The organism is Arcanobacterium wilhelmae (assembly GCF_029632765.1).
GTDB lineage: Bacteria > Actinomycetota > Actinomycetes > Actinomycetales > Actinomycetaceae > Arcanobacterium > Arcanobacterium wilhelmae.
Genome location: NZ_CP121247.1, coordinates 1,168,575 through 1,189,144, shown reverse-complemented (window position 1 = coordinate 1,189,144; position 20,570 = coordinate 1,168,575). Strand labels below are relative to the sequence as shown.

Here is a 20,570-nt window from a genome sequence, read left to right as displayed (position 1 = left end):
TTAGCGAACCTGTTTGCTTGGACTCAAAAGTGTCCCAAATGTGAGAAGTAGGCCGCACCCCGCGGTGAAGAAGTACCCCCACATCCAGTTCGTTTCGACCAGCTGTCCAGTGATTGCGTTGGCGGTTGCCACACCGAGAATATTAATCGCTCCGAGCAGAGTGACAGCGAGAGCATCGCCGCCCTGAGGGGAAAGCTCCCCAGCCAATGTGAAGAGAGCGACCGAGGCCGGGCCGATGGCCATGCCCGTGAGGAAAATGAGAATGGCGAGTTGCCAGAAATTCTGCGCGAAGGAGCAACCGATAGCACCAACGGCGAGGCCAATTCCTCCCGTCATGATGCGTGCGCGCAGTGAGAAGGTGTCGGGGAGTGCAACCGCGCCGATTGATGTGATCGCGGAACCGAAGCCAAGTGCGGCGTAGATGAGCCCAGCGAGCGATTCGTTACCCATTGCGTTGGCCGCTGCAGTGGTGGAGGTTTGGGTGGAACCGAAAAACATGCCAAGGGCTGCCATCCCGATCAGACACACCAGCACAGCTTTCGCGACTGCGGCTGTTGAGGGGGAGGAACCGGTCGCGGTATCGATTTGTGGGCCGACGGCGTTCTTTGACAGTGCGAATCCCACTCCGCATGTTGCCGCGAGCGTGGCGGAGATGATGAGCGGTAGATAAGGGGAGATCATCGATGAAAGGATGCCCACGAGTGCGGGGCCGAGCACGAAGCCCATCTCGTCGATCATCGATTCCCACGAGAGTGCAGCAGCGAGTTGTGGTGGGCGCTTGGCAAGGTGATACCAGCGTACGCGCGCGAGGGCTCCGACGGGGGCTGTGGTCACACCGATGAGTGCGGCGAGTGCGACAAGGAGCGAGACCGGAGCGCCCGCGGTTGCTGCGTAGACGTGCACCACGCAAAACAGTGCGTTGAGGAGTGAGGCAATGAGGAGCGGCCAGCGTTGCCCGAGTTTGTCTGAGAGGCGCCCGGTGACGGGTTGGCCGATACCGTTGGCGATGGCGAGGGCCGCGGAGGTGATCGATGCGGTGGCAACTGAGCCCGTGGTGACGGTGATCAACGTGAGATTTCCGATCACCACCATAGAAGTGGGGAACCTACCAAGAAATGACACAATGAGACGTCCGCTTCCTGCGAGACGGGGGAGGTCGCGATACTGCGCAAATTTAGAACCAGCGGCCATTTTGCTCCTTTCAACCCGCCTATTGTAGCTTTCCTGTGGATAACTTTTCGGTCATTTTTGGCAAACATGATGAGATCGACATATGGAACACAAGATGACTAATACTCTCGCCTTCGGTGCGGCTCTCGCCGTGGGCGGGACGATTGCTTTTTTCACGGGTTGGGAGCCGAGTGAGTTAGTTGTGGCTCAGCAGATTGCGAGCATGCGCGATGATGCGTTGAAAAAAGCCGACGCCGAGGCATTGCTTGCGTTGAGTGTGCCAGGTTCTCCTGCGCGGGAAGCAGACGAAAAGCTCGCACGCTATATTCGCGATCACAATGTAAATGCGCAGGGCATTACAACAGTGGTGACTGCCGTCGACCGTGTGCATGTGGGCAAGGAAGTGCTGTGGCGGGTGGAGTCGATCCAGAGCGGTGTGTCGGGGCCGGAGGCTGGCGAGGGGAAAGCGGTTCATTCCTGTGCTCTGTGGCAGTTCGATGCGGCGACGAAGCAGATGTATCGCACGTTTCCGTGCGAGAGTGGAAAGGAAACGCCTCGGCCACAATAGCCCGGTGGGCTGGCAAGTTTCCTTGCCAGCCCACCGGGGATGCGCTGTATCAGCTGTGAGAGATCACAGGCCGAGCTCGCCTGCGAAATCTGCCTCTTCGAGGCGGAGCTTCACGTCGCGCAGGAAGCGCGAGGCGTCCGCGCCATCGACGATACGGTGATCGTAGGAGATAGCGAGGTAGCACTTGGAGCGGATTGCGATCACGTCGTTGCCGTCCTGATCCTTGATCACAGCCGGTGCCTTGAAGATCGCGCCGGTACCCATGATCGCCACGTTCGGCTGGTTGATGATCGGGGTATCGAACAGGGCGCCGATGGAGCCGGTGTTCGTGATGGTGAAGGTCGAACCTGCCATCTCGTCGGCGCCGATCTTGCCGTCGCGCGTACGCGAAGCGAGATCGCCAATCTGCTTGGCAATGCCTGCGATGTTGAGATCGCCGGCGTTCTTGATCACCGGAACGAACAGGCCCTTCGGGGTATCGACAGCGAGGCCGATGTGCTCCACGTCGTGGTAGACGATCTCGTTGCCCTCCACCGAAGCGTTGATCTTCGGATGAGCCTTGAGTGCCTCAGCGGCAGCCTGCACGAAGAATGGCAGGTAGGTCAGCTTGACGCCTTCGCGTGCGTTGAAGCCTTCCTTTGCCTTTGCTCGCAGTGCGACGATCTTGGTGACGTCCACTTCCATCACGGTGGTGAGCTGAGCGGAAGTCTCAAGCGATTCCACCATGCGCTTGGCGATGGTCTTGCGCAGGCCCGACATCTTCTGACGGGTGCCGCGAAGAGTCGTAGCCTCGGCGGCCTTCTTCGCAATTTCAGCCTTGACCGAGCCAGCCGACGCCGGCACTGTGGTTGCAGCAGGAGTCGGGGCAGACACTGGTGCAGCGGCCGCCTTCGCAGCCTTAGCTGCTTCCTCGACATCCTGACGGCGGACGCGGCCGCCGACGCCGGTGCCCTTCACCGATGCGAGATCCACGCCGAGATCCTTTGCGAGCTTGCGAACGATCGGGGTGACGTAGGCGTCCTCATTACCGGCCGGGGTAGCGGCCGGAGCGGCTGGAGCAGCTGGGGCGGCAGGAGCGGCCGGAGCAGCTGGGGCGGCAGGAGCGGCCGGAGCAGCTGGGGCGGCAGGAGCCGGTGCGGGAGCCGGAGCTTCAGCCGGAACCGGAGCGACGTCGGCCTCGCCAGCGGCAGAAGGAGCTTCGCCGCCGATGATCGCCAGGACGGTGCCAACCTCAACAGTGGCATCCTCGGTCACCAAAATCTGCGTGAGCTTACCTGACGCCGGGGCCGGGACCTCGGTATCGACCTTGTCAGTGGAGACTTCGAGGAGCGGCTCGCCTTCTTCAACCTCGTCGCCAACTTCCTTCAGCCACGAGTTCACGGTGCCGTCGGTGACCGACTCGCCCAGAGCCGGCATCTTGACCTCGACGCCGGTGCCGCCAGCGGCCTGCTGGACCTGCTCGGTTGGCGACGGATCGCCTGCAGGAGCCGGATCCTCAGCCTGAGTTGGGGCGGCCTCAGCAGCTGGAGCGGCAGCAGCGCCCGAGCCGTCGCCGATGTAGCCCAGGACAGAGCCGACGTCGACGGTTTCGTCTTCGCCGACCTCAATCGACTCGAGCACGCCAGAAACCGGGGCTGGGACCTCGGTATCGACCTTGTCGGTGGAAACCTCGAGTAAGGGCTCGCCCTCTTCGACGGTTTCGCCGACCTGCTTCAGCCAAGCATTCACGGTGCCGTCGGTAACCGACTCGCCGAGAGCTGGCATCTTAATGGGTTCAGACATGTGTTACTCCTCAGTGGTTGTGAAGCGGCTTGCCTGCCAGCGCGAGCATCGCCTCGCCGACAGCTTCGTTCTGGCTTGGATGAGCGTGGATCAGGCCATCGAGATCCTCGGGGAAGGCCTCCCAGGCCACCAGGAGCTCTCCTTCGCCGATCTGCTCGGACATACGTGCGCCGATCGCGTGGAAGCCGACGATCGGGCCATCCTTTTCGCGAACGAGCTTGACGAAACCGGCAGCGCCCAGCATCTGGGACTTGCCGTTGCCGGTAAGGTTGAACTCGGCGGTTTCAACTTCGCCGTACTTCTCCTTCGCGGCCTTCTCTGTGAGACCAACCGAGGCGATCTCGGGGTTACAGAAGGTGACGCGCGGAATATAGCTCTCGTTGAGCGGCTTCGGATTGAGCCCCGCGATCTCCTCAGCAACGAACATGCCCTGAAGGAAACCGCGATGAGCGAGCTGCACGCCCGGCACGATATCGCCGACGGCGTAGATGTTGCCCACGCCAGTGTGAAGACGCTCGTTCGTGAGCACGAAGCCTCGATCCATCGGGATGCCTTGCTCCTCGTAGCCCATGTTCGCGGTGTTTGGGCCGCGGCCGATGGCGATCAGGAGGTACTCGGCGTCGAACTGCTTGCCATCCTGTGTGAAGACGTGAACGCCGTTGGCGTCCTCCTCGACGTGGTCGAACATGGTCTTCGTCTTGAAAGCGATCTTGCGCTTACGGAACTGGCGCTCAAGGTTCTTCGAGATCGCCTCATCCTCGTTCGGAACCAGGTGGTCGAGACCCTCGATGATGGTGACCTCAGCGCCGTACGAAGCCCACACAGAAGCGAACTCAACACCGATGACACCGCCGCCGAGAACGACAACGGACTTCGGCACAACGTCCATGTTCAGGGCCTGCTCGGAGGTGATCACACGGTTCGTGATCGTCTGGCCGATGGTCTTGGAGAACGAGCCCGAGGCGAGGATGATGTTCTTGCCCTTGATCTGCTGGCCGTTGACCTCCACGGTATCCTTGGCCACGAGGCGACCCCAGCCAGAGATGGTCTCGACGTTGCGCGAAGCCACGAGGCCCGTGAGGCCCTTGTACATCTTCTCGATCACGCCGTTCTTGTAGGAGTTCACGGCTGACATATCGATGTGATCAAAGTTGCCCATCACGCCGATGTTGGAGCCTTCGCGCATTTCGTCGGCAACTTCCGCAACGTGCAGAAGGGCCTTCGTGGGGATACAACCACGGTGAAGGCAGGTGCCACCAACCTTGTCTCCCTCGATCAGCGCGACCTTGAGCCCGAGCTGTCCGGCGCGAAGTGCCGCGGCGTAACCGCCGGATCCTGCACCGAGAATAACGATGTCGTATTCCTGAGTAGTCACAAACCTCTCCCTCGAAGTCAGAAAGTGGATGCCGGACCTCTTCCAGCACTTTAGTCCCATTCTTCCATGGCTGAGCCGACGATGCGCGCTTCTTAAGGGGCTGATTTCGTTACGTAATTAACGTTTTTTGAAAAGAGCCGGGCCCGACGACGTCGGGCCCGGCTCTATTAGTATGCGAAACGCGAGGCTTACTCGCTCGCCTTTTCCTCAAGGAATCCGACGAGGGTGCGCACCATCACGCCGGTTGCGTTCTTCGGCGTGTAGCCCCAGGCTGAATCCTGGTTGAAGGACGGGCCTGCGATATCGATATGAGCCCATGGGGTATCGCCCACGAATTCCTTCAAGTACAGGCCGGCAACGAGCATGCCGCCCGGACGCGATCCCGAGTTGCGCATGTCGGCAACCGGCGAATCCAGGCTCTTTCGCAGTTCCTTCGGTAGCGGCATCGGCCAGGCGAGCTCGCCTACCATGTCGGCAGCGGCGACGACGTCGTCCCGAATAGACTCGGTGCCCATGACGCCGCAGTAGCGGTTGCCGAGCGCGATGATCTGGGCGCCCGTGAGCGTGGCGATATCGATCACTTCGTCCGGCTTTTCTTCGGTCGCCATGATGAGGCCATCAGCCATGACAACGCGGCCCTCAGCATCCGTGTTGTTGATCTCCACAGTTGTGCCGTTGCGGTAGGTGATCACATCATCTGGGCGCGACGAGGTAGCCGACACCATGTTCTCCGCAAGGCACATCCACGCCACGACGCGGCGCTGAATACCCAGGCGCGCGGCAGCGATGACCGTCTGAAGAATCGTTGCCGAGCCGGTCATATCGGTCTTCATCGTCACCATCGAGGTGGAGGGCTTGAGCGAATAGCCGCCCGAATCGTAGGTGATGCCCTTCCCGACGAGTGCGGTGTAGCCCTTTGCTCCTTCCGGGTTCCACTCCACACGCACCAGGCGCGGGCCGTGCTCGGCGCCCTTGCCAACAGCGATCAGACCGTTGAGCTTCTCGTCAACGAGTTCTTGGCCCTCGTAAATCTTGACGGACAGGCCAACCTTTTCAGCCTCGTCCTTCGCAAGGAGGGAGAAGTTTTCGGGGTTGAGATGGTTTGGTGCGGTGTTGACGAGATCGCGAACGCGTGCGATCGAATCGCGAAGCACGGTGGCATGCTCAACAATCACATCCACGTCCTCGGTGATAGGGGAGTGAACAGTGATCGTTTCGACCGCGGGCTTCTTCGGTGTGTGATAGGTGGTGAAATCGTAGGCGGCGAAGAGTGAGCCCTCCACAATCGCCTCGAGGTCGATCGCGGCCTCATGGGCAAGGGCGACGTGTGCTTCGCCCAGGCCTGCGGCAGCGCGGACGCCCGCGCCCGCAGCCTGGCGGAGTTCCTCGTGGCCAGCGTCGTCACCCAGGCCGACGCCGATCACCACGGCGCCGTTGTGCACGAGCGTGGTGGTCGAACCGAGAGAGGTGGAAGCGCCCACCAGCGTGAATGCTGCGGCAAGAGCCTCGATCGTGGTGGCATCGGAAAGGTTTGATGCCACCGTCAGCGGATCGCCCACGAGACCCACGATTGTGGGTGCGGTGGGCGCGGACAAAATATTGGAAACAGTCAAAGTAGTCACGCATCTATCCTAAGCCAGGCGCGCGCAATGGTATAAATGGTGCGATGAATAAAGCACCAGGTTCGCCGCAACTCACAGACACCCGCACACGCTCGTGGGGGTGGCCGATCGCACTCATGATTCTTCTTGCGGTCGCGAGCACAATTTTCGCATGGCGAGCCGTCCTCGCAGCGACTGCGCAGTTTGTCGCCGGCGACGTCGGCGGTGCCGTGACAACCCTGCTTGCCGCTATCGCGTGGGTGCTGGGGACCGCAGGGTTGATTCACAATGGGCGAAAAATGCGCCGCATCGCGTGGGTGAGCTGGAGCCTGAATGTGCTCGGCTCCCTCATCGGCGTCGTAGCCCCCGCAGCCTTTTCAGCGGTGAATCCATGGCAAATGGCCGGAAAGGAGTATTTTTTCCTCCCGGCCATCGGCACGATTTTTGCGCTCGGCTGGCTTGCATGGTCGGATCCAGCCCGTGTTGCTGCTCGAGGGAACTAGTTCTTCTTCCACTCCTTGTAGGCGGCCTTCGCAGCTGCTAGATCTTCCTTCGACGAGCCCTTGGGGAACTCACCGCGAGCAACCTGGGCAGCCGGCATACGCCAGCGGCGCAGATAGAAGGTGCGGCCGAACATCTGAGAGAAGTAGCCTCGCTTGACATGCTCGAAACCGTAGCGGTGGCCAGCGAGAATCTGAGCACGGCGCGCCACGATGGCGCCCTGGATACCCATGACGATCAGGATGAGATAGATACCGATTGTGGTAAGCGTTCCCACGCGCGGGAATTGCGCCTGAAAGAAAATTGTGGGGAGCAAGAGGAACGCCAGCGGAATGAAGAATGCACCCCACGGGCCAGATGCGTCGATGTAATCGCGACCGAATCGGCGCCAGGCGCCTTGGAAACGCGCGGGCATGTGGCGCTCATCGCCGGTGCGCATCGCTTCCTGTTCGCGGTGGTAGGCCTCGTCGGCGCGTGCGCGATCTTCGGCGCGGCGCGCCTTGCGCTCCTCTTTCGTGAGCGAGGTCCGATCCTGGACGAGCGGGCGCTGACGACGACGAACCTGATCCTTTCGACGGGGAGTGGGTGCTCCCTTGGACGGCGTGTATCCCTTCGGCAGCGTTGCCTGTGGTGTGTGTACTTCTTCAGCCGGCTCGTTTTGCTTCTTTCCGAACACTCGTCTTCCTTTGTCAAACTCGATCACGTGCCTGACCATTTTACGCAACATTGCGTGAGGCGCGATAGGCTTAAGGGCATGAATGAAATCGCAAAACGTATTGACGACAAGATGGAACACTACATCGAGGCATTAACTGAGCATGTGGCGATCCCATCCGTTTCCCAACTCTCCTTCGATCAGGCTCACATGCGTGAAAGCGCAACATGGATTGCCGCGAAATTCGAGGCTCTGGGCCTTGAAACCGAGATTATCGAGCTTGAAGCAAACGGGAAGCAGGGCCGTCCGGCGATTCTTGCCTCGCGCGAGGCTGAGCCTGGCCGTCCCACCATCTTGCTCTACGGGCACCACGACGTTCAGCCCACCGGCGATTATGCTGCGTGGGATCAGGACGATCCGTTTACTGCTGTGCGCAAGGGTGATCGCTTGTACGGCCGTGGCGCCGCAGATGACAAAGCGGGCGTCATGCTCCATGTTGCAGCGATCGAGAACGCCGATCCCGGCGTCGGAATCCGCGTGTTCATCGAAGGAGAGGAAGAGGTCGGCTCGCCCACATTCGACGAATTCCTCCACACGTACAAGGATCGCCTCGCGGCGGACGTGATCGTTGTTGCCGATTCCGGTAACTGGAAAGTCGGCATTCCCTCGCTCACCACGTCCCTCCGCGGCGTGACTGAGGTGGAAGTGGACCTTGAGGTTCTCGATCACGCCCTTCACTCGGGCATGTACGGCGGACCGATCTTGGATTCCGTCACGTTGATGGCTCGCCTCATCGCCACGCTTCACGATGAGGAAGGCAACGTTGCGGTCGAGGGTTTGTTGCAGGAAGACACTGCAACCGTCGATTACCCGGAAGTGGATCTTCGAGCAGATACGGGCATTTTGGACGGTGTCCAGTTCGCCGGTTCGGGTTCGCTCGCTGGTCGCATTTGGACGAAGCCTGCGATCGCCGTCATCGGAATGGACGTGACCCCCACGGAAATCTCGTCGAACACGATTTCTCCGCGTACGCGCGCCCACATTTCGTTGCGTGTCCCGCCGGCCCAGGATCCAGCGGAAGCCGCCCAGGCGCTTGTCGATCACTTGGTCTCGCACGCGCCGTTTGGAGCGCACGTGACCGCACGCGTTCTCGAGGCTGGGCCTGGCTTCATTGCTGGGGAAGATACCCCGGTTCAGCAGCTCGCCCACGAAGTACTCGCCGAGGCGTTCGGACACGAGAGCGTTGATATCGGCCTGGGTGGCTCCATCCCCTTCATTTCCACGTTGAAGGCGGAGTTCCCGAATGCGGATATTTTGGTCACTGGCGTGGAAGATCCAGATACGCGTGCGCATTCGGCGAACGAGTCGCTTCACTTAGGCGATTGGCGTAACGCCATCGTCGCTGAGGCGCTGTTGCTGAGTAGGCTCGGCAAGTGAGGATTTTGCTGGTCGCGAGCGCGCTCGGCGGCATCGGCCCTGTGGCCGTCGCCGGGCGCGCTCAGCGTGCCTGGTTTTCCGTGCGTCCGCACGACGACGTTCAGATCGCGCCGATCGCGGAAGGCGACGTCGTGGCGCATGTTGGCACCGGGCTCGACGAGGTCATGGAGTACATCAACCCTGAACTCTCGTCCCTTCAGTTGGGCGACGAACCGCGCCGGATCTGGTGGTCAGGGCGCAACGAGTGGACGATCGATCTGGCCAACTCTTTGACGTGGAGCGGGGAATCGGACCCTCGCGGGAGCAGCGATTTTCTCGGCGCCGATCTTGATCATCTTGTGATGTCTGGCGCCCACCAGATCCACGTGCACGTGCCCACGCTCATGCGGCACACCGACGTCGGCCTGGGCATGCTTGCCCATCTCGCAGGCCAGCCAGTCTCGACGGATCCCAACGAGCTGTCGCTGGCCTTGCTCACCGCCCGACGTCGTCTTGCGGGCGTGCGTATGATCCTCACGTACCCGTCCGCGATGGCGCTCACCGGGCTCTCCGGCGTCGCGCGCCATTGGGAACCCAAACTCGGCTCGAGGGCCGCGCTCGAGGCAGAGCGTGAAATCGGCGAGATCGCGCACGCGCTCGAAGCGGCGCAGGCACAGATTTCTCGCAAATCTCTCCTCGCTGGATCACAACCGAGTACAACTAGCGCATACTCCGGCGTCGGCGGCGGGCTCGGACTCATGTTCGACCTGCTCGGGGCGCAAGTGCGGCCTCTCGGTTCGTTCCTCACCCGCCGCGGGCAGGGTCTCGGAGATGAGCCGTACGATCTGGTTGTTTACGTCGGCGATACGATCGGAGTGGACGTCCCCTCTGGGGTCCAAACCTGTGTCGAGCTTGCCTCACAGGAAGCTGCGCCCGTTGTCGTAATCTTCGACCGCGCCGGCCTGCGCAAGGGGGAACTGCCTCGGCTCGGGCTGAACGGGGCATACGAACTTCGTGAAGATGCTTACGCTGAAGAAGAAACCCCCATTGACGCCCTCGCTATGATCCCCATCTTGCTCGACGAGCAAGTGAGTCGTGTGGCACGAACCTGGGGTTGGGACTAGAAAGTTCCCGCCGCGGGGCATAGGGTAGTTGAGCATAAGACCTAGACAGTAGGAGGAAAGGCATGACTGAAACGATCGAAGCGACTCACAACGTCGCTCTCACCGAGGGAGCCGCACAGAAGGTGAAGTCGCTCCTCGCCCAGGAGGGCCGCGATGATCTTCGTCTGCGCGTTGCCGTGCAGCCGGGTGGTTGCTCGGGTCTGATGTATCAGCTCTACTTCGACGAGCGCACGCTCGATGGCGATGCGATTCGCGATTTCGGCGGTGTGGAAGTTGTTGTGGACAAGATGTCCGTGCCGTACCTCGATGGGGCGACGATCGATTTCGCCGACACGATCGAGCGTCAGGGCTTCACGATCGACAACCCGAACGCCGTGGGCTCCTGCGCCTGTGGTGAATCGTTCCACTGAGTTTAACGAGTGCAACCCCGCATAGCGGGGTTGCACTGTGCCAAAGGAGAATACATTGCGTAAATTCGCTGCTCTCGTCCTCGCTGGAGCGCTGTCGCTGAGTCTGGCAGCCTGCGGCTCGTCAAAACCTTCGTCGGAGGGATCCGCATCTGCACCGGCATCGAGCGCCGCTCCCGCGGTCAAGCCCGACACGAACCCCGACGCCGCAACAATGCCAACGGTGACCGGTTCGGCCAAAACAACGAAGCTCGCTTTCCCGAAGTCTGACGCTCCATCTGGTCTGAAGGTTTTGGTGCTGGAGGAAGGCAAGGGGCGTGTACTCGAGCCTACCGATACTGTTGTAGCTCACTATGTCGGCCAGGTCTGGGGCAACGATACGCCGTTCGATTCGTCGTTCTCTCGTGGCGCTCCCGCAGCCTTCTCTCTTCAGGGGGTCATTCCGGGCTGGACCCAGGGCCTTTCTGGCCAGAAGGTTGGCTCGAAGCTGATTGTGTCGATTCCCTCTGAGCTTGGATACGCCGAGGGTAACGATCAGGCTGGCATCAAGAAGGGCGATACGATCGCCTTCTACATCGAGCTGGTGGATGGCTTCGGCAAGGATTCGTCTGGTGATCCGAAGGCGAAGGACACGGGCAAGCTTAAGGATCTTCCTGTCACGTACAAGGGCGATCTGGGCAAGCCAGTGACGGATCTGAAGGTCAAGGATGGGCAAGCGGTTCCAGAGAAGTCTGAGGCGATCGTGATCGCGGAGGGCTCGGGTCCGAAGATCGACGACGGTAAAACCTTTTACTATCAGTCTGCGGCAGTGAACTGGGATCCGAAGGCGACCTCGGTTTCGTCTTACGACCAGGGCGGCGCCCAGGCGACGACGTTTGCCTCGGGCAACGGTCTCGATCCGCTCAAGGGTATTCGGGCTGGTTCACGAGTCTTTTTCGTGATGGTCGATCCAAACAATCCGAATGCGAAGGCTCAGGCCTTCATCATTGATATTGTCGCTGTTCACTGAGCGTGTGGGGAGAGCGGAAGTTTCCCGCTCTCCCCACATTTCGCAACGGTTTTTATCCACACCGTGTGGCAAAAAGGCGTTAGAATGGCAAAGTCTACATTCATGGAGGTTCTTTCGATGGCGTCTGTTCGCATCCTTGTTTACTCTGACAATCTGCACACGCGTGAGGATGTCATTCGCTCTGTCGGCCGGAAAGTCGGCGAGCACTCAATCGAATGGACTGAAGCGGCCACTCACGAAGGCGCAATCCTCAAGGTCGAAGAGGGATCGTTCGATCTCCTGATCCTTGATGCTGAGGCCGGCAAGCTCGGTGGCATTGGTGTGGGAAAAACAGTCCGTGATGAGATCGATGAGCACATGCCATACATCATTCTCGTTGCTCGCCCGCAGGATCGCTGGCTGGCTCGCGTTGCAAAGCCAGAGGTGATTCTCGAGTATCCGTCGAACCCACGCGATCTCGCGCAGGCGGTCAGGAGTATTGTCGAGGCGAAGGTCAACGCCTGAATTCTGTGAACTCATGTGTGGGGCGCATCAATCGATGTGCCCCACACATTTTTCTATGCGTCTCAGCCCAAATCTGGCCCGTCGTCGCGTTCAGGCAGGATGATCGATGTTGCGCCGTCGGGCCGCATGGCTAACGGCGTATCTGAATCAACCTCGATCAGACGGGTCCCTTCCTGCCACAGCCACCGGGCGATGAGTTGCGTTTCGTCGAGGGGTGCGTGAGCTGTTGCGTGCTGAGGAGCCTCAAGAGGTTCGATTCTCTCCATGAGGGCCTGAGCAGCCGCGCGAGGCGATCCAGAATCGGGAGCAAACACGCTTCCACGCAAGCGGCCGTAGTCGGTAACAATGATCTCCCACCCGCCGCGCACGCGGTGGGCCGCGCAGATTCGACGCGCCGCAAGCACCGGCACGAGCTGCTCGCGTGAACGCCCGCCGCGCACAAGCGAGAAGATGCGATCGCGATATTCTGCCGCCTGCTCGAAACGGCCAGAGCCAGCAAGCACATCAACCCGCTCGAGCGCCATAGCCGTCACCGGCTGGATCGCGCCGCTGAGCGCCTCGCATACCTGTTCACGCTGTTCCGTTTGGTGATCGCCGGCGATGCATGGCGCCGTACACTTTCCCAGTTCTGCAAGGTGGCAGGGGAGGAGGCCGCCATCAGCAGGAATCTTCAATGTGCACGAGCGTAACCCGGTGGCGTCGTTGAGAACGTCAATTGTGGCCCGCGCCGCGCGCTCACCGCCAAATGGGCCAAGGGCCAGGGCGGCTTGTTCTAACGTAATCTTCCTGGCAACTTTCAGCCGCGGATGAGGCTCTTCAGTCAGCATCACCCATGGCCTGCTCTGGGAACGTTTCGATCGCCGGTTATATGGCGGGTCGAGTTCATCGATGAGCCGAACCTCGAGCACGTTCGCTTCAAGCACGGTGGCTGTCGCAATCGCTTCGACACCCACTGCAATATCGACCATCTCGGCGATCCGCTTGCGCTTCTCAGCCGCGGTGAAATAGCTACGAACGCGTGAGTAGACGTTGCGTGAGGTGCCGACGTACAAGACGTCGCCTCCCGGGCCGATAAATTTGTACACGCCTGGGGAACGTGGAAGACCATCGGCGAGGTGGGCCTTGGCTCGACGCTTCGCAGGGACTGGATCGGCGGCAGTTGCGAGATCGGCGAGATGTGTGACCCCGAGACCTCCGAGTCGAGCTAGGATCGCGTGGAGCAGATCGACAGTCGCCCGTGCGTCGTCGAGAGCGCGATGCGTGGGTGAAGTTTCGGCTCCGATGAAGGCTGCGAGCGTGGAGAGCTTGTAGTTGCGAACCTCGTCTTTTGTGAACGCTTTGCGTGCGAGTGCGAGAGTATCCGCAGTGGCGATTTTCGGGAACGGGTAGCCGATCGCCTCCGCTGCACCGCGCAGCTGCCCGACGTCGAAGCGTGCGTTGTGCGCAACGAGCACGGTATCCGTGCGCGAACCGACGAAGGCGAAGAACGCCGGGAGGGCCTCCTCGATGCCAGGCGCAGTGGCGACCATCGCCTGCGAGATGCCCGTGAGCGCGGTAATGAACGGAGGGATTACGGCGCGCGGGTTCACGAGCGTGGAAAAATCGCTAATCACCTCGCCGCCTCGCACCTTCACCGCACCGATCTCGGTGATCGAGTTGGCGCCGGCCTTTGCGCCAATGGTTTCCAAATCGACCACGACGAAGGTGACGTCGATGAGCTCGGGGCCGAGACCGTCGAACGTGAGCTGCTGATCTGAGTGGCGTTGGCCCTTACGGTGCGCCACACGCGAGGCAAGATCGAGGCGCCCGCCAGGGCGTGAGTCGTTGTTCATGCAGCCCACGCTAGTTCAGAGGTATGACACGAAACGCAGATCATCTAGACTCGGGCACCGTCGTCATCGAAATCGCGGTGGGCGGGAAGCGAAAACCAGATCGCGGCTACCAGTGCAACGAAACCCGCTGCGCCAGCTGTGCCCGCAATTTCGCCGCCAATCACGCCGAACAGCCCGAGGAAAGCGACGACGAACGCAACTGCTGCGACAACGAAAAGCGCTACCGACGTCGGCGAGAAGCGCTCGCTGGGGCGCTCTAAGACGTCTCGATCGAAAGTTTCAGGCTCGTCGATTTCGGGTGGACGCCAATCGCGCGGGCCACTGCCTGCCACAGCGCGAGCTTCGCCCGACGGTTCGCGTGGGACTGAACTCCCACCGCGGGCTATCTCCTCTTGTGCCTTGCGCCACTCGGCGTCCGCATCCCATTCCTTGCTCATGGGTTTCACACTAACACCGGATAGAATGGAGCCGCATTACTGTTCTCAAGTATGGAAGGAAACCGATGTCTGTTCGTCGCGTTGCCCTGCTCACTGCCGGAGGCTTTGCCCCCTGCCTTTCGACCGCCATCGGCGATCTCGTCGAGATCTACACCCGCGAGGCCCCGGAAGTCGAAATCATCGCCTACCAGTACGGTTACTACGGCCTGCTCAAGGGCCAGTACGTGGTGTTCGGCGATGAGGTTCGCAAGAACGCTGAAGTCCTGACCCGTTTCGGCGGTTCGCCGATCGGCAACTCGCGCGTGAAGCTCACCAACGTTCAAGACTGCATCGATCGCGGCCTCGTCAAGGAAGGCGAACTTCCGCTCGAGGTTGCCGCCAAGCAGCTCCAGAAGGACGGCGTGGACGTGCTCCACACCATCGGTGGCGACGATACGAACACTGCTGCAGCCGATCTGGCCGCCTACCTCAAGGAGAACAACTACGACTTGACGGTGGTTGGCTTGCCGAAGACGATCGATAACGACATCGTGCCGATCAAGCAGTCGCTCGGTGCATGGACCGCCGCGGACGAGGCCTCCAAGTTCGCTCAGAACATTATTGGCGAGCACCGCTCGAACCCGCGCATGCTTATCATTCACGAGATCATGGGCCGCAACTGTGGCTACCTCGCAGCCCAGGCCACCGCGAACTACCACCAGTGGGTCAAGGAGCAGCAGTGGCTGCCTGAGGCTGGCCTGTCGGCTGAGCGGTGGGACGTGCACGCCCTCTACCTGCCAGAGATCGGTTTCGATCTCGACGTTGAGGCCTCGCGCCTTCGTAAGATCATGGACGAGCAGGGCAACGTGAACATCTTCCTCTCGGAGGGGGCCGGCGTTGCTGAAATCATCGAAGAGATGGTTGAGGATGGAGAAGAGCCGGAGCGCGACGCGTTCGGCCACGTCAAGCTCGACACGATCAACCCGGGCCAGTGGTTCGCCAAGAAGTTCTCCCAGCAGATTGGCGCGGAGAAGGTCATGGTGCAGAAGTCGGGGTACTTCTCGCGTTCGGCAGCCTCGAACGAGGCGGATCTGAAGCTGATCCGCGAGGTTGCGGAGCTCGCTGTGAAGGCCGCATTTGCTCGAACGCCGGGCGTTGTTGGCCAGGATGAGGAGAACAACGACGAGCTTTCGGTGATCGCGTTCCCGCGCATCGCAGGCCACAAGCCGTTCAACACGAACCAGGAGTGGTTCGGTGAGCTGATGGGCGAGATCGGCCAGGCGTGGTCGGCGAAGTAATCAGTTGCTGACGTAAGGAGGGCGGTCGCGCAAGTGGCCGCCCTCCGTGTTTCTCGCACATTCGGCCTGCAAGGTTCTCGACGTCGGCACAAGTTTCCCGACACGGTTGGACGGGGCTGTCGACGCCGGTGCGCAAGGCTTCCCACCGGCGTCGTGAGGAAACGGACAACGCGTTGGCGCACGTGGCTGGCCGTCTCCGATTAAGATATCGGTGTGAACGAATCAATCCCATCCTGGAAGGCGAAGCCCGCGCTTCACCAGCCGGCGTATCGTGATCCGGCGCGTCTGCGCGCTGTGATCGAACAGATTCGTGAACTCCCGCCACTGATTTTTGCTCCAGAGGCGGACGCTCTGATGAGCCAGTTGGCCGCCGCAGGCGAAGGCCGAGCGTTCGTGCTCCAAGGCGGTGACTGTGCAGAATCCTTCGCTACCTCGGGAGAAGAGCCGATTCGCGCGAAGGTGCGGACAATCCTCCAGATGGCGATTGTGCTCACGTATTCGGCCTCCGTTCCTGTCGTGAAGATCGGCCGCATTGCCGGTCAGTATGCCAAGCCCCGCACGCATGCCACGGAAGTTCGCCACGGCGTTGCGCTCCCGTCGTACTTCGGCGATGCTGTGAACGGGTACGAGTTTACTGCCGAGGCACGCATGCCAGACCCGGGCCGGTTACTGACGATGTATTCGCGGTCCGCAGCGTCACTCAACCTTATTCGAGCGCTTTCACATGGCGGCTTCGCCGACGTCAACCTCGTCCATGAATGGAACCGCGGTTTCGCCCGCAATGCGGCCTACGAGCGGTACAACGAGATGGCAGAGGAAATTGATCGTGCTCTGCGATTTATTTCGGCTGCTGGTGCGCAGGCACATCCACTCACAACCGTGAATTTTTACTCTTCCCATGAGGCGCTACTGCTGGATTACGAGGATGCGCTGATCCGTCCCGATGCACTGTCGGACCGGCTCTACGATACGTCCGCCCACTTCTTGTGGATCGGCGAGCGCACCCGCGATCCGGAAGGCGCGCACGTGGAGCTACTGTCTCAGGTGGCAAATCCGATCGGAGTGAAAATTGGCCCCAATGCTACGCCCGGTGAGTGTTTGCGCCTGATCGATCGTCTCAATCCTGACGGCGTTCCCGGCCGGCTCACGTTCATCACCCGGATGGGAGCTGGCAACGTCCGTCACCTGTTGCCTGCGATCGTGGAGGCTGTGAGGAGCGATGGGCGGCCAGTGACGTGGATTTGCGATCCGATGCACGGGAACACGTTCTACGCGAATGGCTTCAAGACCCGCCGGATGGCCGACGTGCTCGCGGAGATTGCAGGCTTTTTCGACGTGCACCGCGCCGCAGGCACTGTGCCGGGCGGAATTCATATCGAGCTTACTGGCGACGACGTCACCGAGGTGCTGGGCGGTTCGAACGAAATCCTTGAAGAGCATCTGCCGCAACGATACGAGACTCTCGTCGATCCGCGACTCAATCACGAGCAGGCGCTTGAACTGGCTTTCGAGGTGGCGCAGATCCTGCGCGATCGTTGCTGAAAATATCACCCCACGGCGGAACCGGAGCCTAGTTCGGGGTAGCTGGCTCGCTCGTCTGGTGGTGCGAGCGCGCGCTTCATATGAGCGCGGGATTACACGACATTGATCGTGATGGTGCTTCCCTTCTTCACTTTTTCGCCGGCGGCGGGGCTTTGAGCTCGAACTGTGCCGAACACTTCGCCCCACAGGGCGTCCACTTCAACCTTTATTTTGAAGCCGGCTTTTTCAAGTTCCTTGACCGCGTTGTCTTTCTGCTTGCCGAAGACGGAGGGAACTTCGACAAGTTCGGGCCCCTTAGACACGGTAAGCGTGATGGTGTCGCCCTTGTAGCCGGTGCCTGAGGCGGGCTTTTGTGAGATCACTTCACCTTCGGGGACGGTGTCTGAGAATGTTCCCTTCACGTCCACGGCAAATCCGAGGGCCCTGAGCTCACCCGATGCGACCTCGCCTGAGGAGCCAGTGTAGTCGCGGATCTCGATGGGTTGGCGGCCTTTCGAGACGGTGATGGTGACTGTGGAGTCGTGGTTGATGTGGTTCCCCGCAGCAGGCTTCTGAGTAATGACCTCGCCCGCGGGGACGTCCTCGGAATACTCTTCCGCGATCTCGGGCGAGAGGCGGCCCTCGGTAAGGGCGTTTTGTGCGTCCTCGGATTTCTTCCCGACGACGTCGGGGACTTCCACCTGTTCGATACCGCGCGAGACAATGATGGTGACCACACGCGAGGGGTGGATTTTTGTTCCAGCCTCCGGATCGGTGCCGATGACAGTATCTTTGGCGACGGTATCGGAGTACGCAGATTCTATTTTCGACTGCAACTGTGCATGGAGTATTGACTTTTCTGCAGAGACTGTTGTTTCCCCGGCGACGGCAGGCACTTCAATTCGAAGCCCGGGCCCCTTGGTGAAATACCACCAGGCGCCGGTTGCGGCGGCGGCGAGGAGGATGAGAAGGACGACGACGGCGGGCCACCGGCGCTTGCGTGTGGCTGGACGCGCCTGGCGAAGTTCAGTGGTAGTGCCCGTGCCGACGTCGAGGCGAGCCGTGGGCTGGACGGGCCCACGCGAAACTTGGGGGAGTGCGATCGTGGCCTGCGACGGCGGGTTGTGCGACGGTGCTGTGGGGGCCTCAGAGCGCTCGAGAACCGCTGTTGCTGCCGGGGCGACGGGCTGTGCGCTGGGGAACACCGGAATGCGCCGAAACCGTAGTTCGTCAGGGACGGAGGCGGCGACGTCGTCGAGTGCGTCGATCGCCGCCGACGCGGTTGCAGGGCGCTTGGCAGGATCTTTCGAGGTAAACAAAGCGATGAGGGAGTCGATACCGGCGGCATCCACTGCGCGAGCTCCGTCAGCCGTGGCATGGGTGTGTTGACGTGCGAGAACGCAATCTGGATGGCGGTTTCGCCTTCAAACGGCAATGCGCCTGCGATCAGTTCATAGAGCATGATGCCGGTGGAATAGATATCCGACGTCGGGGACGCTGTTGCGTGCGTGACGAGTTCTGGCGGCACGTAGGCGACGGTGCCGAGGAGAGTGCCGGTGGAGGTTCCGCGCGGATCCGATGCGGCTCGCGCGAGACCGAAGTCGGCGACTTTCGCGTTGACCTTCGGCGCCGACATCACAGCCGACGTGTCGATGGATGATTCAAGCAGGATATTTTCTGGTTTGACGTCACGGTGGATCACGTTCTTCGCATGAGCAACGGCCAGTGCGCGCAGGACTTGACGCGTGATGGCGAGGGCTGCGCCGATGGGAAGCGAGCCGTGAGAGTTGAGTTCGGTGCGCAGGTTCGGCCCGCTCATGAGTTCCATGACGAGGTAGGCGCGGTCCGCTCCGCCCACACGCGCGATGCCTTGATCGTAAACGGAGACGATATGTGGCGAGGAGAGTGAAGCGGCAGAGCGAGCCTCGCGGATGAATCGTTCAACAAACGAGGGATCCTCGGCCAGGTGGGGATGGATGATCTTCAGAGCAACGTCGCGATCTAGGCGTGAATCACGTGCACGGTACACAGTGGCCGTGCCACCGCGAGCGATACGCGCTGTGAGGTAGTAGCGGCCGTCGATCGCCGAGCCGATGAGTGGGTCTGAAGAATTCACACGCCTAGCCTACCGAATATTTGGGTGGGCGTGGTTTGAGCAATCGCACATGAGTGCGGCGCGGGCAGTTCCCGCGCCGCACTCATGGTTTAGAACTTCTTCATTGAAGCTTTGATCTTTGCCACGTAGACCTTGGTATCGGGGTACATTCCGTACTTGCGTACCCCGCCCAGGCCTTGGTAGTAGCCTGCGATGCCTTGCTCCAGTGAGCTTGCGTGGGTCTGGAGGTAGCGGATGATTGCGACGCCAGCGGTGATGTTGTCCTGTACGTCGAGCAGGTTGAGCTTGCGACCGACTAGGCTCTCTGCCCATTTCCCGGAGGAGGGGATCACCTGCATCACTCCGATCGCGTTTGCGGGGGACACTGCGGAAGCATCGAATCCGGATTCGTTGTAGGCGTGGGCGAGCGCAAGACGCGGGTTGACGCCCATGGCGCGTGCTGTGGCAGCGACCATCGCCTGGACCTGTGCGCGCGAGGGGTGGGAGCGGGCGACGAGGGCGTTCTTGTTTGCGTTCGCCGCCGCAACGGTGGCGCTGGCGTACGTGTAGCCCGGGAAGTTGTTGGTCACGAGTTGTTTCGTTGCTGTCTTCTTCGCTGCAGGTGTAGCCTTCGAGGCCGGTGCCGCCTTCGTTGTTGGCGCGGTCGCCGTCGGCGCGGACAGCACGATGCGCTGGCCGACGTAGATCCGCGACGGGTTGGCGATCTTATTGAGCGAGGCGAGGGCGGAAACGGTGGTGTTGTTCGAGCGTGCGATGGCGGAGAGAGTGTCGCCTGCGCGGACCGTGTAGACGCCCGACTTTGCCGCCGAACGCGGTGCTGGCGCAGTGGCTGGCTTTGCCTTCTTCGCTGGAACCTTCGCAGCAGGCGCTGGCGCTGGCTTTGCGGCGGCGGTGCGCGGTTGCGCCGCGGGGATGACGAGAAGCTGGCCTGGGTGGATGACGTCGGTGAGTTTCAGACCATTAGCGGCCGCGACCTCGCGCATCGGCACGCCGAATCGGTGGCCGATTGCCCAGAAGGAATCGCCCTTCTTGACTTGGTAGTTGATTTGGAGTGTAGCCGGCGACGTCGGTGCGAGTGTGAGCGCGGACGTTCCCGTGACCGCGGAAGCGGCGGTGGGCGTGAAGGCCGCGGCCGTGGTTGCGAGCGCGAGTGCCGAGGCGAGCGTGCGTGCCATTGTTCCTCCTGTCGAGCCGTACTCGGCTCGTCGAATGTTACAAATGTGAAACAATTGATAAAAGTTAAATAACGTTCAGGATGTGACTGTAGTGGAAATT

At 61.0% G+C, this 20,570-nt stretch carries 19 protein-coding genes; 9 read left to right on the top strand and 10 right to left on the bottom strand.

Annotated features, from left to right (window positions below; all coding sequences use genetic code 11):
- Nucleotides 1–1,191 (bottom strand): MFS transporter, encoded by a 1,191-nt coding sequence (locus tag P8A24_RS05320; RefSeq protein ID WP_341276045.1) that lies wholly within the window; start codon nucleotides 1,189–1,191, stop codon nucleotides 1–3.
- A gap of 94 nt (nucleotides 1,192–1,285) precedes the next feature.
- Here P8A24_RS05320 and P8A24_RS05315 point away from each other — a divergent pair, with 94 nt between their 5' ends.
- Nucleotides 1,286–1,738, top strand: a complete 453-nt coding sequence (locus tag P8A24_RS05315; RefSeq protein ID WP_278057587.1) for a hypothetical protein — start codon at nucleotides 1,286–1,288, stop codon at nucleotides 1,736–1,738.
- Between the two features lie 63 nt (nucleotides 1,739–1,801).
- On the opposite strand, the gene sucB is transcribed toward P8A24_RS05315, so the two are convergent.
- The 3 genes from sucB to P8A24_RS05300 form a co-directional block, all read right to left on the bottom strand.
- A complete protein-coding gene (gene sucB, locus P8A24_RS05310; protein ID WP_278057586.1) occupies nucleotides 1,802–3,520 on the bottom strand; it encodes a 2-oxoglutarate dehydrogenase, E2 component, dihydrolipoamide succinyltransferase in 1,719 nt (572 codons plus the stop codon).
- Between the two features lie 10 nt (nucleotides 3,521–3,530).
- Nucleotides 3,531–4,895 (bottom strand): dihydrolipoyl dehydrogenase, encoded by a 1,365-nt coding sequence (gene lpdA / locus P8A24_RS05305; protein WP_278057585.1) that lies wholly within the window; start codon nucleotides 4,893–4,895, stop codon nucleotides 3,531–3,533.
- A gap of 188 nt (nucleotides 4,896–5,083) precedes the next feature.
- Nucleotides 5,084–6,517 carry a leucyl aminopeptidase gene (locus P8A24_RS05300; protein WP_278057584.1) on the bottom strand — a complete coding sequence of 478 codons (1,434 nt, stop codon included), beginning with the start codon at nucleotides 6,515–6,517 and terminating at the stop codon, nucleotides 5,084–5,086.
- Nucleotides 6,518–6,561: 44 nt separating this feature from the next.
- Between P8A24_RS05300 and P8A24_RS05295 the strand changes: the two genes are divergently transcribed.
- On the top strand, nucleotides 6,562–6,999 hold the full coding sequence (locus tag P8A24_RS05295) for a hypothetical protein (protein WP_278057583.1): 438 nt from the start codon (nucleotides 6,562–6,564) through the stop codon (nucleotides 6,997–6,999).
- Here P8A24_RS05295 and P8A24_RS05290 read toward each other — a convergent pair.
- A complete protein-coding gene (locus P8A24_RS05290) occupies nucleotides 6,996–7,673 on the bottom strand; it encodes a DUF3043 domain-containing protein (protein ID WP_278057582.1) in 678 nt (225 codons plus the stop codon). The two genes, P8A24_RS05295 and P8A24_RS05290, sit on opposite strands and share 4 nt — an antisense overlap.
- A gap of 78 nt (nucleotides 7,674–7,751) precedes the next feature.
- Here P8A24_RS05290 and P8A24_RS05285 point away from each other — a divergent pair, with 78 nt between their 5' ends.
- The 5 genes from P8A24_RS05285 (at nucleotide 7,752) to P8A24_RS05265 (ending at nucleotide 12,112) form a co-directional block, all read left to right on the top strand.
- Nucleotides 7,752–9,089 (top strand): dipeptidase, encoded by a 1,338-nt coding sequence (locus tag P8A24_RS05285; protein ID WP_278057581.1) that lies wholly within the window; start codon nucleotides 7,752–7,754, stop codon nucleotides 9,087–9,089.
- Nucleotides 9,086–10,192 (top strand): hypothetical protein, encoded by a 1,107-nt coding sequence (locus tag P8A24_RS05280; RefSeq protein ID WP_278057580.1) that lies wholly within the window; start codon nucleotides 9,086–9,088, stop codon nucleotides 10,190–10,192. Before P8A24_RS05285 ends, P8A24_RS05280 begins: the two co-directional genes overlap by 4 nt.
- Before the next feature lie 62 nt (nucleotides 10,193–10,254).
- Nucleotides 10,255–10,602, top strand: coding sequence for a HesB/IscA family protein (locus P8A24_RS05275; RefSeq protein ID WP_278057579.1), 348 nt, complete (start codon nucleotides 10,255–10,257; stop codon nucleotides 10,600–10,602).
- A gap of 55 nt (nucleotides 10,603–10,657) precedes the next feature.
- Complete coding sequence (locus P8A24_RS05270) at nucleotides 10,658–11,608, top strand: FKBP-type peptidyl-prolyl cis-trans isomerase (RefSeq protein WP_278057578.1); 951 nt, start codon at nucleotides 10,658–10,660, stop codon at nucleotides 11,606–11,608.
- An 84-nt stretch (nucleotides 11,609–11,692) separates the two neighbouring features.
- Nucleotides 11,693–12,112 (top strand): response regulator, encoded by a 420-nt coding sequence (locus P8A24_RS05265; RefSeq protein ID WP_278057577.1) that lies wholly within the window; start codon nucleotides 11,693–11,695, stop codon nucleotides 12,110–12,112.
- 62 nt (nucleotides 12,113–12,174) lie between these two features.
- Here the strand turns inward: P8A24_RS05265 and P8A24_RS05260 are convergent, their stop codons facing one another.
- Nucleotides 12,175–13,944 carry a DEDD exonuclease domain-containing protein gene (locus tag P8A24_RS05260; RefSeq protein WP_278057576.1) on the bottom strand — a complete coding sequence of 590 codons (1,770 nt, stop codon included), beginning with the start codon at nucleotides 13,942–13,944 and terminating at the stop codon, nucleotides 12,175–12,177.
- 44 nt (nucleotides 13,945–13,988) lie between these two features.
- Nucleotides 13,989–14,381: a hypothetical protein gene (locus tag P8A24_RS05255; protein WP_278057575.1), complete on the bottom strand. Its 393-nt coding sequence runs from the start codon at nucleotides 14,379–14,381 to the stop codon at nucleotides 13,989–13,991.
- A 65-nt stretch (nucleotides 14,382–14,446) separates the two neighbouring features.
- On the opposite strand from P8A24_RS05255, the gene P8A24_RS05250 reads away from it, so the two are divergent.
- Both P8A24_RS05250 and P8A24_RS05245 read left to right on the top strand, forming a co-directional pair.
- Complete coding sequence (locus P8A24_RS05250; RefSeq protein WP_278057574.1) at nucleotides 14,447–15,658, top strand: pyrophosphate--fructose-6-phosphate 1-phosphotransferase; 1,212 nt, start codon at nucleotides 14,447–14,449, stop codon at nucleotides 15,656–15,658.
- Nucleotides 15,659–15,871: 213 nt separating this feature from the next.
- Nucleotides 15,872–17,200, top strand: a complete 1,329-nt coding sequence (locus P8A24_RS05245; protein ID WP_278057573.1) for a class II 3-deoxy-7-phosphoheptulonate synthase — start codon at nucleotides 15,872–15,874, stop codon at nucleotides 17,198–17,200.
- A 92-nt stretch (nucleotides 17,201–17,292) separates the two neighbouring features.
- Here the strand turns inward: P8A24_RS05245 and P8A24_RS05240 are convergent, their stop codons facing one another.
- The 3 genes from P8A24_RS05240 to P8A24_RS05230 all read right to left on the bottom strand — a co-directional run bounded on the left by P8A24_RS05240 (nucleotide 17,293) and on the right by P8A24_RS05230 (nucleotide 20,470).
- On the bottom strand, nucleotides 17,293–18,075 hold the full coding sequence (locus P8A24_RS05240; protein ID WP_278057572.1) for a Stk1 family PASTA domain-containing Ser/Thr kinase: 783 nt from the start codon (nucleotides 18,073–18,075) through the stop codon (nucleotides 17,293–17,295).
- Nucleotides 18,000–19,295 carry a protein kinase domain-containing protein gene (locus P8A24_RS05235; protein WP_278057571.1) on the bottom strand — a complete coding sequence of 432 codons (1,296 nt, stop codon included), beginning with the start codon at nucleotides 19,293–19,295 and terminating at the stop codon, nucleotides 18,000–18,002. Before P8A24_RS05235 ends, P8A24_RS05240 begins: the two co-directional genes overlap by 76 nt.
- 89 nt (nucleotides 19,296–19,384) lie before the next feature.
- A complete protein-coding gene (locus P8A24_RS05230; protein WP_278057570.1) occupies nucleotides 19,385–20,470 on the bottom strand; it encodes a LysM peptidoglycan-binding domain-containing protein in 1,086 nt (361 codons plus the stop codon).
- Between the last annotated feature and the right edge of the window lie 100 nt (nucleotides 20,471–20,570).

Excerpts from the sequence above, each read along its gene's own strand:
- P8A24_RS05285 (WP_278057581.1), top strand. The coding sequence starts at position 7,752 with ATGAATGAAATCGCAAAACGTATTGACGACAAGATGGAACACTACATC.
- P8A24_RS05260 (WP_278057576.1), bottom strand. The coding sequence starts at position 13,944 with ATGAACAACGACTCACGCCCTGGCGGGCGCCTCGATCTTGCCTCGCGT.
- P8A24_RS05275 (WP_278057579.1), top strand. The coding sequence starts at position 10,255 with ATGACTGAAACGATCGAAGCGACTCACAACGTCGCTCTCACCGAGGGA.
- P8A24_RS05295 (WP_278057583.1), top strand. The coding sequence starts at position 6,562 with ATGAATAAAGCACCAGGTTCGCCGCAACTCACAGACACCCGCACACGC.
- P8A24_RS05320 (WP_341276045.1), bottom strand. The coding sequence starts at position 1,191 with ATGGCCGCTGGTTCTAAATTTGCGCAGTATCGCGACCTCCCCCGTCTC.
- P8A24_RS05265 (WP_278057577.1), top strand. The coding sequence starts at position 11,693 with ATGGCAAAGTCTACATTCATGGAGGTTCTTTCGATGGCGTCTGTTCGC.
- P8A24_RS05315 (WP_278057587.1), top strand. The coding sequence starts at position 1,286 with ATGACTAATACTCTCGCCTTCGGTGCGGCTCTCGCCGTGGGCGGGACG.
- P8A24_RS05230 (WP_278057570.1), bottom strand. The coding sequence starts at position 20,470 with ATGGCACGCACGCTCGCCTCGGCACTCGCGCTCGCAACCACGGCCGCG.
- P8A24_RS05250 (WP_278057574.1), top strand. The coding sequence starts at position 14,447 with ATGTCTGTTCGTCGCGTTGCCCTGCTCACTGCCGGAGGCTTTGCCCCC.
- sucB (WP_278057586.1), bottom strand. The coding sequence starts at position 3,520 with ATGTCTGAACCCATTAAGATGCCAGCTCTCGGCGAGTCGGTTACCGAC.
- P8A24_RS05255 (WP_278057575.1), bottom strand. The coding sequence starts at position 14,381 with ATGAGCAAGGAATGGGATGCGGACGCCGAGTGGCGCAAGGCACAAGAG.